This is a genomic window from Streptomyces sp. NPDC004609 (assembly GCF_042873655.1).
GTDB lineage: Bacteria > Actinomycetota > Actinomycetes > Streptomycetales > Streptomycetaceae > Streptomyces.
The window spans coordinates 109,281-122,394 of the sequence record NZ_JBIALS010000008.1 but is presented as its reverse complement, the minus strand read 5'-3'; the positions used below and the strand labels follow the sequence as shown (position 1 = coordinate 122,394).

12 protein-coding genes are annotated in these 13,114 nt (G+C 72.7%); 6 read left to right on the top strand and 6 right to left on the bottom strand.

Going from position 1 to position 13,114, the window contains the following annotated elements; genetic code table 11:
• Positions 1-35: 35 nt before the first annotated feature.
• Both ACFYT4_RS10880 and ACFYT4_RS10875 read left to right on the top strand, forming a co-directional pair.
• Positions 36-1,475 (top strand): NAD(P)H-quinone dehydrogenase, encoded by a 1,440-nt coding sequence (locus ACFYT4_RS10880; RefSeq protein WP_389267221.1) that lies wholly within the window; start codon positions 36-38, stop codon positions 1,473-1,475.
• 245 nt (positions 1,476-1,720) lie between these two features.
• On the top strand, positions 1,721-2,665 hold the full coding sequence (locus tag ACFYT4_RS10875; RefSeq protein WP_389267362.1) for a DeoR/GlpR family DNA-binding transcription regulator: 945 nt from the start codon (positions 1,721-1,723) through the stop codon (positions 2,663-2,665).
• A 50-nt stretch (positions 2,666-2,715) separates the two neighbouring features.
• On the opposite strand, the gene ACFYT4_RS10870 is transcribed toward ACFYT4_RS10875, so the two are convergent.
• Both ACFYT4_RS10870 and ACFYT4_RS10865 read right to left on the bottom strand, forming a co-directional pair.
• Positions 2,716-3,306, bottom strand: coding sequence for a TetR/AcrR family transcriptional regulator (locus ACFYT4_RS10870; RefSeq protein WP_389267220.1), 591 nt, complete (start codon positions 3,304-3,306; stop codon positions 2,716-2,718).
• A gap of 222 nt (positions 3,307-3,528) precedes the next feature.
• On the bottom strand, positions 3,529-5,283 hold the full coding sequence (locus ACFYT4_RS10865) for an acetyl/propionyl/methylcrotonyl-CoA carboxylase subunit alpha (RefSeq protein ID WP_389267219.1): 1,755 nt from the start codon (positions 5,281-5,283) through the stop codon (positions 3,529-3,531).
• A 371-nt stretch (positions 5,284-5,654) separates the two neighbouring features.
• On the opposite strand from ACFYT4_RS10865, the gene ACFYT4_RS10860 reads away from it, so the two are divergent.
• The gene (locus ACFYT4_RS10860) at positions 5,655-6,206 is read left to right on the top strand and encodes a hypothetical protein (protein WP_389267217.1); all 552 of its coding nucleotides are present in this window, start codon (positions 5,655-5,657) and stop codon (positions 6,204-6,206) included.
• An 87-nt stretch (positions 6,207-6,293) separates the two neighbouring features.
• Here ACFYT4_RS10860 and ACFYT4_RS10855 read toward each other — a convergent pair whose 3' ends face one another.
• From ACFYT4_RS10855 to ACFYT4_RS10840, 4 genes are all read right to left on the bottom strand, one after another.
• Entirely contained in the window at positions 6,294-6,899 is a 606-nt protein-coding gene (locus ACFYT4_RS10855; protein WP_389267215.1) for a Maf family protein, read from the bottom strand.
• Between the two features lie 20 nt (positions 6,900-6,919).
• Complete coding sequence (mmpB, locus tag ACFYT4_RS10850) at positions 6,920-7,048, bottom strand: morphogenic membrane protein MmpB (protein WP_389267214.1); 129 nt, start codon at positions 7,046-7,048, stop codon at positions 6,920-6,922.
• A gap of 133 nt (positions 7,049-7,181) precedes the next feature.
• Positions 7,182-7,388 carry an acyl-CoA carboxylase epsilon subunit gene (locus ACFYT4_RS10845; protein WP_389267213.1) on the bottom strand — a complete coding sequence of 69 codons (207 nt, stop codon included), beginning with the start codon at positions 7,386-7,388 and terminating at the stop codon, positions 7,182-7,184.
• Between the two features lie 21 nt (positions 7,389-7,409).
• A complete protein-coding gene (locus ACFYT4_RS10840; protein WP_389267212.1) occupies positions 7,410-9,020 on the bottom strand; it encodes an acyl-CoA carboxylase subunit beta in 1,611 nt (536 codons plus the stop codon).
• Between the two features lie 134 nt (positions 9,021-9,154).
• Here ACFYT4_RS10840 and ACFYT4_RS10835 point away from each other — a divergent pair, with 134 nt between their 5' ends.
• The 3 genes from ACFYT4_RS10835 (at position 9,155) to ACFYT4_RS10825 (ending at position 12,951) form a co-directional block, all read left to right on the top strand.
• The gene (locus ACFYT4_RS10835) at positions 9,155-10,039 is read left to right on the top strand and encodes a biotin--[acetyl-CoA-carboxylase] ligase (RefSeq protein ID WP_389267211.1); all 885 of its coding nucleotides are present in this window, start codon (positions 9,155-9,157) and stop codon (positions 10,037-10,039) included.
• A 582-nt stretch (positions 10,040-10,621) separates the two neighbouring features.
• Complete coding sequence (locus ACFYT4_RS10830) at positions 10,622-11,737, top strand: adenylate/guanylate cyclase domain-containing protein (protein ID WP_389267210.1); 1,116 nt, start codon at positions 10,622-10,624, stop codon at positions 11,735-11,737.
• Between the two features lie 425 nt (positions 11,738-12,162).
• Positions 12,163-12,951 carry an enoyl-CoA hydratase/isomerase family protein gene (locus ACFYT4_RS10825; RefSeq protein ID WP_389267209.1) on the top strand — a complete coding sequence of 263 codons (789 nt, stop codon included), beginning with the start codon at positions 12,163-12,165 and terminating at the stop codon, positions 12,949-12,951.
• Positions 12,952-13,114: the final 163 nt, after the last annotated feature.

The window sequence follows — 13,114 nt, the reverse complement described above, 5'->3', positions numbered from 1 at the left end:
CCCGGCAGCAACGAGAGCGCGAGGCGTAGACCCCAGTGACCCGGATCGTGATCATCGGCGGCGGACCCGGCGGATACGAGGCCGCCCTGGTGGGCGCCCAACTCGGCGCGGAGGTGACCGTCGTCGACTGCGACGGCCTCGGCGGCGCGTCCGTACTGACGGACTGCGTACCCTCGAAAACCCTGATCGCGACGGCCGAGGTGATGACCACCTTCGACTCGTCGTACGAGGAACTCGGCATCATCGTCGCCGACGACACCCCGCCGCTGGAGCAGGCGGCCCGGGTGGTCGGCGTCGACCTCGGCAAGGTCAACCGCCGGGTGAAGCGGCTCGCCCTCGCCCAGTCCCACGACATCACCGCGTCGGTCACCCGGGCGGGTGCCCGGGTGATGCGCGGCCGGGGCCGGCTGGAGGGCCAGCAGGCCATGGACGGCTCCCGCACGGTGGTCGTGCGCGCGGCCGACGGCAGCGAGGAGCGGCTGACCGCCGACGCCGTCCTGATCGCGACCGGCGGCCACCCCCGCGAGGTCCCCGACGCGCTGCCCGACGGGGAGCGCATCCTGAACTGGACGCAGGTCTACGACCTCGACGAGCTGCCCGAGGAACTGATCGTGGTCGGCTCCGGTGTCACCGGCGCCGAGTTCGCGGGCGCCTACCAGGCGCTCGGCTCCCGCGTCACCCTCGTCTCCTCCCGGGACCGGGTGCTGCCCGGTGAGGACCCGGACGCGGCCGCGGTGCTGGAGGACGTCTTCCGCCGACGCGGCATGAACGTCCTGGCCCGCTCCCGCGCCGAGTCCGCCAAGCGGGTCGGCGACCGGGTGGAGGTCAGCCTCACCGACGGCCGGGTGATCTCCGGTACGCACTGTCTGGTGGCGGTCGGCGCGATCCCGAACTCGGCGGGCATGGGTCTGGAGGAGGCGGGCGTACGGCTCCATGATTCGGGCCACATCCGGACCGACAAGGTCTCCCGTACCAGCGCCCCCGGGGTGTACGCGGCGGGCGACGTCACCGGTGTCTTCGCGCTGGCCTCCGTGGCCGCCATGCAGGGCCGGATCGCGATGTACCACTTCCTCGGCGACGCGGTGCAGCCGCTGAACCTCAAGACCGTCTCGTCGAACGTCTTCACCGACCCCGAGATCGCGACCGTCGGCTACACCCAGGCGGACGTGGACGCGGGCCGGATCGACGCCCGGGTGGTCAAGCTGCCGCTGCTGCGCAATCCGCGCGCCAAGATGCAGGGCATCCGGGACGGCTTCGTGAAGCTGTTCTGCCGTCCGGGCACCGGGATCGTGGTCGGCGGCTGTGTGGTCGCCCCCCGCGCGAGCGAGCTGATCCACCCGATCTCGATCGCGGTCGACAACAATCTGACCGTCGAACAGATCGCAAACGCTTTCACCGTGTACCCCTCTCTGTCGGGGTCGATCGCGGAGGTGGCACGGCAGTTGCACACCCGTAAGGCGACGGGCGAGAGCTGAGCGGCGCTCACCGGCTGCCGGGGAGGGGGAAAACCCGGGCAGGACAGGGCAGTTCGCCCTGCAAGTGATCAGGTTTGGGTCAACCACTGGTCAAAGGTGAGCCAACAGTGATCGCGTCCATACCACTTGATGGCCCTTCGTGAGCGCAATACTTGTTAATCGGTGCATAGAGCTGAAAACCGTCGGCCAGTCAGGTTACTGTCAGTTTCGTGTTCGCTGCAGAACGTCGCCAACTGATCCTTGAAATGGTGCGCGCCAATGGAGCCGTGTCGCTCCGGGAGCTCGCCCGCGTCGTCCAGACCTCCGAAGTGACCGTACGCCGGGACGTGCGCGCGCTGGAGGCCGAAGGACTCCTCGACCGCCGTCACGGCGGTGCGGTACTGCCGGGTGGTTTCACCCGGGAATCCGGCTTCCCGCAGAAGTCCCTGTCCGCCACCGCGGAGAAGACGGCCATCGCCGATCTCGCCGCGAGCCTCGTTGAAGAGGGCGAGGCGATCGTCGTCGGCGCGGGGACGACCACGCAGGAGCTGGCCCGCAGGCTCGCCCGGGTGCCCGGGCTGACCGTCGTCACCAACTCCCTGCTGGTCGCGCAGGCCCTGGCCCATGCCAACCGCGTCGAAGTCGTCATGACGGGCGGCACGCTGCGGGGCTCCAACTACGCGCTGGTGGGCAGCGGGGCCGAGCAGTCCCTCCAGGGGCTGCGGGTGTCCCGGGCGTTCCTCTCCGGGAGCGGGCTCACCGCCGAGCGCGGGCTGTCCACCTCCAACATGCTCTCCGCGAGCGTGGACCGGGCGCTGGTGCAGGCGGCGGCGGAGGTGGTGGTCCTCGCCGACCACACCAAGCTCGGCGCCGACACCATGTTCCAGACCGTGCCCACGGACGTCATCACCCGCCTGGTGACGGACGAGCCCCCGCCGCACGACGACCGCGCCGCGACCGAGCTTCAGGCGCTCGCGGACCAGGGCGTCCAGATCGCGGTGGCCGGCACGGGACCGGCCTCGTCGGAACCCGACTCCCCGCCGGGCCGCCCTGCCCGCCGTGAGGTCCCCCTCCCCGGCCAGCGCCGTACCCGCGGTGGCGCCGGCCCCCAGCGCCTGACCCCCCACGGGCTGGAGCCCGGCCGGGACGGTCTGGGCGGTGGAGGGGCGATGGAACGCAGCGCCCGGGTGGCGGACCTGCGCCGCCGCTGACGGTCACCGTCCCCCGTACTCCCGGGGAGCCGGTGGCGCCCGGGGTGCGGTCAGCCGGGGTCGGGGCGCAGCCCCCGCAGGGTCAGGGCGAGCAGGCGGTCCGGCAGCTCCGGGTCGTCCGGGGTCTGTTCCGCGGCCAGGGCGATGCCGTTGGTCAGCTGGAGCAGATCGCCGATGGAGGCGTCGGCGCGCGCCGCCCCGGTCTCCTTCGCCCTCGCGAGCAGGCTCTCACCCGCCTCGTACAGCGGTACGCAGCACGGGGAGAGTGCCGAACTGCGGTCGTGGGACGCCGACATGAGCGCGCGGGCCAGTCCGCGGTACTCCCCGGCGCAGGTGATGAAGGCCCGCAGCCACTCCGCGAGGGCCTCGCGGGGACTCTCCGCGCCGGCCAGTTCCCGCGCGCGGTCGAGCAGTGAGGTCAGGGCCTCCTGGAAGACCGCGTTCATCATGGTGTGCCGGTTGGGGAAGTGGCGGTACAGCGTGCCGATGCCGACGCCCGAGCGGCGGGCGATCTCCTCCAGGGACGCGTCGGTGCCGCGCTCCGCGAAGACCGTGCGCGCCTCGGCCAGCAGCCGCTCGTAATTGCGGCGTGCGTCCGCCCGCTTGGGCCGTGCCGTGTCCGCCCCCGTGCTCGTCGCCATCGCGCCGTCCTCCGTCCTCCGTCGTCCGCCCGGACTCCAGGATGCCATCGTGACGGCGGGGCACATCCCCGTGCGCGGAGACCGGTCACGGGAAACGGCCCGCCCGGACGAGCTTCACCACTCGCCCGGACAGGCCGCCGGCCCGACAGTATGTCAGTCCCCGTGGAAGGAACCGGTACGCGAGCCGCGGTGGACGAGCCTCGCGGATCGCGTGCCGGTGCGTCAGTCCTTGATCTCGCAGATCGTCGCGCCCGACGAGATCGACGCTCCGACCTCGGCGCTCAGGCCCTTCACGGTGCCCGAGCGGTGCGCGTTCAGGGGCTGCTCCATCTTCATGGCCTCCAGAACGACGACCAGGTCGCCCTCCGCGACCTCCTGGCCCTCCTCGACCGCGACCTTCACGATGGTGCCCTGCATCGGGGACGCGAGGGCGTCACCGGAGGCGGCGGACGCGGACTTCTTGGCGGCGCGGCGCTTGGGCCTGGCGCCCGCGGCGAGGCCGGTACGGGCCAGGGACATGCCCAGCGACGACGGCAGGGAAACCTCCAGCCGCTTGCCGCCGACCTCGACGACGACCGTCTCGCGGCCCGGCTCCTCCTCCGTCTCCGCCTCGGCGGGAGCGGCGAACGCCGGGATCTCGTTGACGAACTCCGTCTCGATCCAGCGCGTGTGCACCCGGAACGGGTCGCTGGTGAACGCCGGGTCCGCGACGGCCGCGCGGTGGAACGGGATGGCGGTCGCCATGCCCTCGACCGTGAACTCCTCCAGCGCGCGCGCCGCCCGCTGGAGCGCCTGCTCGCGCGTCGCTCCCGTGACGATCAGCTTCGCGAGGAGCGAGTCCCACGCCGGGCCGATGACGCTGCCGGACTCGACCCCCGCGTCCAGCCGGACCCCGGGCCCGGTCGGCGGGCTGAAGACGGTGACCGTGCCGGGCGCGGGCAGGAAGCCCCGGCCCGGGTCCTCGCCGTTGATACGGAACTCGAACGAGTGGCCGCGCACCGCCGGGTCGCCGTACCCCAGCTCCTCGCCGTCCGCGATGCGGAACATCTCGCGCACGAGGTCGATGCCGGTGACCTCCTCGGTGACCGGGTGCTCGACCTGGAGCCGGGTGTTGACCTCCAGGAAGGAGATCGTGCCGTCGACGCCGACGAGGAACTCGACCGTGCCCGCGCCGACGTAGCCGGCCTCCTTGAGGATGGCCTTGGACGCGGCGTACAGCTCGGCGTTCTGCTCGTCCGTCAGGAAGGGGGCCGGGGCCTCCTCCACCAGCTTCTGGTGCCGGCGCTGGAGCGAGCAGTCGCGGGTGGAGACGACCACGACATTGCCGTACAGGTCGGCCAGGCACTGGGTCTCGACGTGCCGGGGCTTGTCGAGATAGCGCTCGACGAAGCACTCTCCGCGCCCGAACGCGGCGACCGCCTCGCGGACGGCCGAGTCGTAGAGCTCCGGGACCTCCTCCAGGGTGCGCGCCACCTTCAGACCGCGTCCGCCGCCGCCGAAGGCCGCCTTGATCGCGATCGGCAGCCCGTGCTCCTCGGCGAAGGCGACGACCTCGTCGGCGCCGGAGACCGGGTCCGGGGTGCCCGCGACCAGGGGGGCGCCCGCGCGCTGGGCGATGTGCCGGGCGGCGACCTTGTCACCGAGGTCCCGGATCGCGGAGGGCGGGGGGCCGATCCAGGTCAGCCCGGCGTCGATGACGGCCTGGGCGAACTCCGCGTTCTCGGAGAGAAAGCCGTAGCCGGGGTGGATGGCGTCCGCACCGGCGTCCTTCGCCGCCTGGAGCACCTTGCCCATGTCCAGATAGCTGGCCGCCGGAGTGTCACCGCCCAGGGCGAACGCTTCATCGGCCGCGCGGACGTGCAGAGCGTCCCGGTCCGGATCGGCGTAGACGGCTACGCTCGCGATCCCGGCGTCCCGGCAGGCTCGGGCAACGCGGACAGCGATTTCGCCTCGGTTGGCGATGAGCACCTTGCGCACGATGGCTCCCTCCTTGAAACAAGCTGAGTTTAGGGACTGCCGACACGGCCGTTCGACCCGTCCCCTATGGTGAGCTTGCCCACACGGAGCGTGATTCGAGGCTCGCTCGAGACGCGAAATCCCTTGTCGCACCACGGTACGACGGGTTTCCCTCCCGCACAGTAGTCCTGATATGTGGCACAGGTCTCTGTCCGAGAGCCCTGCCGCCGAACCGGTTTCTTTGTGGAGTCCCTACGAATGGGCGAATGATTCTTTGCCCCCGCTCCGAGCGCGCCGGGAGTGCGGCACGACCCTTGTGGTGGCGATTACCCGTTAGTAGCGTTCGCGCTGTCCGAGGTACGTACTTCCGGTAACACAGGGTTGGGGGCGCCGTGGTGCGCAGACCGGCGGCCGTGGTGGCCGCGGCAGTTCTGCTGGTGGAAGCGGTCGGCTTCGTCGTGGTCAACGGCATCCTCGCCGCCTTCGTGGACGGCCAGTCGATGTCCCTCGACGGTCTCGACCCGGACGCGATGGTCGTCGGGACCTGGGTCCTGGGCGTGGTCACCGGACTCTTCCTCGCCGGGTGCGGGACGGTGTGTCTGCTGGCGGCCGTACGGGACCGGGCACCCGGCCGGGCCGCCCGGATCCTGCTGATCTCGGCGGCGGTGCTGCACGGGGTGCTGGGGGCGGTGACCGTGGGGCTCCTGGGATGGGCCGCGTTCACGTTCATGATGGTGGTGCTGGGGCTGATCGTGCTGGTGCTGGTCTCCTATGGCGACCACCGCCCCGAGGTGTCTACCCCGAACGGCCGTCGGCCCAACGGCCCCGCGCCGGGCACCCGTACGTCCGGCACCCGTCCGGTGGAACCGGCCCCTCCGGCGTTTCCCCCGAAGCCGCCCCCGACCGAACCGCCGGGAACAACCACCAGGGTGGCCCCCGCCTAGACCGGGGCACCCGCCGGGGCCGGGCGTTCCCGTCCGGCCCGGCGCCGCCGGAGCGATCGAGGGCGCGAGCCCACCGTGGTGGCCGGGTCAGGCCCAGAGGTCGGTGATCGAGTACCCCAGCTCCGCCAGCAGGGCCCGCAGCAGCGGGAGCGAGATGCCGATGACATTGCCGTGGTCGCCCTCGATGCCCTCGATGAAGGGACCCGAGAGCCCGCTCAGCGTGAACGCGCCCGCGACCTGAAGGGGTTCGCCCGTCGCGACGTACGCCGCGATCTCGTCGTCCGTCGGCTCGCCGAAGCGGACCGTCGTGGACGCGGTCGCGGAGGCGATCCGGCCCGTGGCGGTGTCGGTGACGCAGTGGCCGGTCCGCAGCACGCCCTCCCGGCCCCGCATCGCCTTCCAGCGGGCCGTGGCCTCCTCCGCGTCGGCGGGTTTGCCCAGCGCGTCCCCGTCCATGTCCAGCACCGAGTCGCAGCCGATCACCAGCGCGCCCGTCACCTCGGGGCGCGCGGCGACGACCGCCGCCTTGGCCTCGGCGAGCACCAGGGCGAGTTCGGCGGGGGTCGGGGCGCTCAGGGCGTCCTCGTCGACGCCGCTGACGATCACCTCGGGCTCGAACCCGGCCTCGCGCAGCAGGCGCAGACGGGCAGGGGAAGCGGAGGCGAGAACGAGGCGAGGGGCTGGGACGGTCATGGCGCCATCGTAGGCGCCGGTCAGCGCAGGCTCACCACAATCATCCCGAGCACCATCGCCATCGCCAGCACCAGACCGGCACGGCGCATCATCGCCTGCGTCTCGCGCAGTTCCTTCGGGGGCTCGTTCTCGGGGTCCGACCACAGCATGCCCCGATCCTGCTCCGGGGGACGGATCCGCGCCTGAGTACGGGTACTCAAGCACGGTTCCGGAGCCGGTGACATGTGCCTCAGTCGCCCGGCGGGCCGCCGTGGGCCCCGCCAGGGACGGGCGGCGCCCCGGCTACACCGGCCAGTAGGTGCGCGCCCACGCCCGCGGTCCCGGCAGGGGCCTGGTGCTGCGCGCGATCCGCGCCGGGTCCGCCCACTGCTCGGGAGGCGGTGCCGCGCCCTCCATCGCCGAGGCCGTCGCCGCGGCCCGCGCCCGGACCACCGCCAGAGCGGCGGCCAGCTCCTCCGGGGTGGGGTTGCCCCGTACGATCCTGATCATCGTGACGCCCTTCCTGGAGGTCTACAGGGGGATGTTGCCGTGCTTCTTCGGCGGCAGGCTCTCCCGCTTGGTCCGCAGCTGGCGCAGCCCGCGCACGACCTGGGCCCGGGTGTCCGACGGCATGATCACGGCGTCGATGTAACCGCGTTCGGCCGCCGTGTACGGGTTGAGCAGCGCGTCCTCGTACTCCTCGATGAGCCGGGCGCGCGTCGCCTCCTCGGCCGCCGCGTCACCGGCCGCCGCGATCGTGCGCCGGTGCAGGATGTTCACCGCGCCCTGCGCGCCCATGACCGCGATCTGCGCGGTCGGCCAGGCGAGATTGAGGTCCGCGCCCAGGTGCTTGGAGCCCATGACGTCGTACGCGCCGCCGAACGCCTTGCGGGTGATGACCGTGATCAGCGGGACCGTCGCCTCGGCGTACGCGTAGATCAGCTTCGCGCCCCGGCGGATGATGCCGCCGTACTCCTGGTCGACACCCGGCAGGAAGCCCGGCACGTCGACGAAGGTGAGCACCGGGACGTTGAAGGCGTCGCAGGTACGGACGAACCGCGCCGCCTTCTCGGAGGCGTTGATGTCGAGACAGCCCGCGAACTGCATCGGCTGGTTGGCGACGACACCGACCGGGAAGCCCTCGACCCGCCCGAAGCCGGTGAGGATGTTCGGCGCGAACAGCGCCTGCGTCTCCAGGAACTCGCCGTCGTCCAGCACATGCTCGATGACCGTGTGCATGTCGTACGGCTGGTTGGCGCTGTCCGGGATGAGGACGTCGAGCTCGCGGTCCTCGTCGCCCGTCGCGAGGTCGGCCTCCTCGGGGAAGGCGGGCGGCTCCGACAGATTGTTCGAGGGAAGATAGGAGAGCAGGGACTTGACGTACTCGATGGCGTCCTTCTCGTCGCCCGCCATGTGGTGCGCGACGCCCGAGGTGGTGTTGTGCGTACGGGCCCCGCCCAGCGCCTCGAAACCGACGTCCTCGCCGGTGACCGTCTTGATGACGTCGGGCCCGGTGATGAACATGTGCGAGGTCTGGTCGACCATCACCGTGAAGTCGGTGATCGCGGGGGAGTAGACCGCGCCGCCCGCGCAGGGGCCGACGACCAGCGAGATCTGCGGGATGACACCGGAGGCGTGGGTGTTGCGGCGGAAGATCTCGCCGTACATCCCGAGCGCGCTGACACCCTCCTGGATGCGCGCGCCGCCGGAGTCGTTGATGCCGATGACGGGACAGCCGGTCTTCAGCGCGAAGTCCATCACCTTGATGATCTTCTGGCCGAAGACCTCGCCGAGCGCCCCGCCGAAAACGGTGAAGTCCTGCGAGAAGACCGCGACCGGACGGCCGTCGACCGTGCCGTAGCCGGTGACCACGCCGTCCCCGTACGGACGGGTCTTCTCCAGGCCGAAGCTGGTGGAGCGGTGCCGGGCGAACTCGTCCAGCTCCACGAACGAACCCTCGTCCAGCAGCAGACCGACGCGCTCCCGGGCGGTCAGCTTGCCCTTGGCGTGCTGCTTCTCGACCGCGCGCTCGGAGCCGGCGTGGGCGGCCTCGTCGATACGGCGCCGAAGATCCGCGATCTTGCCCGCGGTCGTATGGCTGCTGGGTTCGTGAGAACGGGCGGTCTGTTCCGGCTCGGACATCGGGATGCGGCTCCCTGCCTGGTCACGGGGGGTGGTGGAGGTGTGGGGGTCGTTGCCGTTGGCTACTGGTTCGTAGCGTATCCGCGCCGATACGGATCGGCAGTGCGGCGTTTACCACACCTAACCTGGCTTGCATGACGCCTCAGAATGCGCCCGGCGATGCATCCGGGAACGCGCGCGGCGGCCGCTGGTCCGACCTCGGCCGGCCGCCGCTGAACACCCCCGCACTGCGCCGGGCCCTGCTGCGGCCCGGCGGGCTGTGGACCTCGCTCACCGTCGTGCCCGCCACCGGCTCCACCAACTCCGATCTCGCGGCCCGCGCCGCCGAGGGTCTGGCGGAGGGGGCCGTCCTGGTCGCCGAGGAGCAGACGGCGGGGCGGGGGCGGCTGGACCGCACCTGGAGCGCGCCGCCGCGCTCGGGGCTCTTCTTCTCCGTACTGCTGCGCCCGGGCCCCGAGGTGCCGGTGGAGCGCTGGGGCTGGCTGCCGCTGCTCGCCGGGGTCGCCGCCGCGACCGGGCTGAGCCGGGCCGCGGGCGTCGACATGTCCCTCAAATGGCCCAACGACCTGCTGGTGACGGTGGGCGGCGAGGAGCGCAAGACCGGCGGCATCCTCGCCGAGCGGGCCGGGAACGACGCGGTGGTGGTCGGCATCGGCATCAACGTCAGCCTGCGCGCCGGTGAACTGCCCGTCCCCACGGCCGGGTCCCTGGGCCTCGCGAACGCGGTCTCCACCGATCGCGACCCGCTGCTGCGGGCCGTCCTGCGCTCGCTGGAGCAGTGGTACGGGGCCTGGCGCGCGGCGGGCGGCGACCCCGCGCTCTCCCGGGTCCAGGCGGCCTACGCGGCGGGGTGCGCGACCCTGGGCCGTACCGTACGGGCCGAACTGCCCGGCGACCGGTCGGTGACCGGCGAGGCGGTGGCGCTGGACGGGGACGGCCGGCTCGTGCTGACCCTGGCGGACGGGGAGCGGCAGGCCGTCGGCGCGGGCGACATCGTGCATCTGCGGCCGGCCGGCTGACCGTCGTCCGCCCCGCCCGAACCGGAACGGCCACGGGGACGTGAGCCAGGGCACACCTGCCGTATCGTTGAGGCGATCGAGCGACAGATCGGCAGGGCAGTTGCGCAGGGAACGGGCAGGAGGCGGCTGGTGACCGTCGACGACACCACTTCCGGCGCGGGCGCGTCCGGTGGGTCCGCGTCCGTGTCCGATTCCGGTACGGCATCCGGAGCCCCCGGGGCGTCCGGAGCGCCGGGGGCCGCGGGACCGTCCGGTGCCGCCGGGGCCCCGGGCTCACCCGGTGCTTCGGGCGCTCCCCGCACTTCCGGTGTTCCCGGTACTGCTTCCGGTGTTTCCGGTACTCCCCGTCCTTCCGTCTCGGGCCCCTCCGGGCCTTCTGGCGCTGGGGCTTCCGGCTCCGGGGAGCGGGCACGGGCCGAGGCCGGCGAGGCATCCGGAGCGCCGGGGTCCGCCGGGGGGCCGGTGTTCTCCGGAGGGCCTTCCGGGGCCCCGGGGCCGGCCGGACCCGAGGGCCCGCCCGATGCGCAGGCCGGGCTTTCCGGCGCCGAGGCTTCCGGAGGTTCCGCTTCCGGTGCGGCGCCGGTGCCCTACGGCTCCTCTGGGGCGGTCCATCCGACGCCGCACCACGCCGTCGACCACACCGCCGAGCCGACCGACGACCCCCTCGCCATCCGCCTCGAACAGCTGATCCTCGGCGCCGACCGGCGCTACACCCCCTTCCAGGCGGCCCGCACGGCCGGCGTCTCCATGGAGCTGGCATCCCGCTTCTGGCGGGCCATGGGCTTCGCCGACATCGGCCAGGCGAAGGCCCTCACCGAGGCCGACGTCCTCGCGCTGCGGCGGCTCGCGGGCCTCGTGGAGGCGGGCCTGCTGAGCGAGCCCATGGCGATCCAGGTGGCCCGCTCCACCGGCCAGACCACCGCCCGGCTCGCGGAGTGGCAGATCGACTCCTTCCTGGAGGGTCTGACCGAGCCGCCCGAGCCGGGGATGACGCGTACGGAGGTCACGTACCCCCTGATCGAGCTGCTCCTGCCCGAACTCCAGGAGTTCCTGGTCTACGTCTGGCGGCGGCAGCTGGCGGCCGCGACCGGCCGGGTCGTCCAGGCCGCGGACGACGAGGAGATGGTCGACCGCAGGCTCGCGGTCGGCTTCGCGGACCTCGTCGGCTTCACCCGGCTCACCCGGCGGCTGGAGGAGGAGGAGCTCGGCGAGCTGGTCGAGGCGTTCGAGACCACCTCCGCCGACCTGGTCGCCGCCCACGGCGGCCGGCTGATCAAGACCCTCGGCGACGAGGTCCTCTACGCGGCGGACGACGCCGGCACGGCGTCGGAGATCGCGCTCCGGCTCATCGACGCGATGAACCAGGACGAGTCGATGCCCGCGCTCCGCGTCGGCATCGCCTTCGGCACGGTCACGACGCGCATGGGCGACGTCTTCGGCACGACCGTGAATCTGGCGAGCCGTCTGACGTCGATAGCGCCCAAGGACGCGGTGCTGGTGGACGGGGCGTTCGCGCTGGAGCTGATCCGCACGGGCGACGCCCCGAAGTCGGAGACCCAGGCGGCGGAGGAGGCGGCCACCGCGGAGAAGGAGGGCGAGCCCCCGCCGCCGTACCGGTTCGCCCTGCAGCCGATGTGGCAGCGGCCGGTGCGAGGGCTCGGGGTCGTCGAGCCCTGGCTGCTGTCCCGCCGGGAGTGAGCGGGCGCCCCACCCGGTGAGGTGCGGGCGTGCGGCCCGGGTTGTCCCGGGCGCGGATGGCCCCCGGGCGGGGGTCGGCGCCTGCGTATGGGCCGTCTTCCCGCGTACGGGCCTTCCTGGGCGGGCTGTTGCCGCGTACGGGCCACGCCGGCCCCCGTTCCCGTGCCGGGCCCGCGTACGGGCCGCACCGGGCTCGGCGGCTCCTGCGGCGGGTGGTCGCTGCCTACGGGCTGGTCCTGGGCGTGAGCCCGTTCCTGCGCGCGGGCGGTCGCTGCCTACGGGCTGGTCCTGTGCGCGGGCGGTCGCCGGGTACAGCCGCACCGGGCCCGGCGGGTCCTGCGCGCGGGCCGTTTCTCCCGCACGGTGGCCCTCGTGGGCGAGCGCCTATGATCCGGTGAACCATCGTTAACCGGGAGGGTGCCCAGATGTCCGAGCAGCGCTTCGGCGAGTTCGTCCTCGTCCGCACACACGCCCATGTCGCCGAACTCGTCCTCGACCGTCCCCGGGCCATGAACGCCGTCTCCACGGAGATGGGCCGCTCCATCGCCGCCGCGTGTGACGCGCTCGCCGCCGACCGGGACGTCCGCGTCACCGTGCTGACCTCCTCGAACGATCGCGCGTTCTGCGTCGGCGCCGACCTGAAGGAGCGCAACTCCTTCAGCGACGCCGAGCTGCTGCGCCAGCGGCCCACCGCGAGGGCCGCGTACACCGGGGTGCTGGAGCTGCCGATGCCCACCGTCGCCGCCGTCCACGGGTACGCGCTCGGCGGGGGCTTCGAGCTGGCGCTCTCCTGCGATGTCATCGTGGCCGACGCCACCACCGTCGTCGGGCTGCCGGAGGTCTCCGTCGGTGTCGTTCCCGGGGGCGGAGGGACCCAGCTCCTGCCCCGCAGGGTCGGCGCCGCGCGCGCCGCCGAGCTGGTCTTCACGGCCCGCCGGGTGGCGGCGGAGGAGGCGCGGGAGCTGGGGCTCGTCGATCTGCTCGCCCAGGACGCCCGTACGGAGGCGCTCGCCCTCGCCGGCCGGATCGCGGAGAACTCCCCGGTGGGGCTGCGCGCCGCCAAGCGCGCGCTCCGGCTGGGGCAGGGGCTCGATCTGCGCGCCGGGCTGGAGGTGGAGGACGCGGCCTGGCGGTCGGTCGCCTTCTCCGGCGACCGGGCGGAGGGTGTCGCCGCGTTCAACGAGAAGCGGAAGCCGAAGTGGCCGGGGGAGTGACGGACCGGCGACCGGGCGGGCGCCGAAAGCAGCGCCGAATCCTGCGCCGGAACGAGCACCGGGACGAACGGCTGGACGAGCCCCGACGCGGTCGGTGCGGCGAACGGGCGTGTGGACGGACCGGCTCACGCCATACGCATATGTCATCACTCACCGTCATATG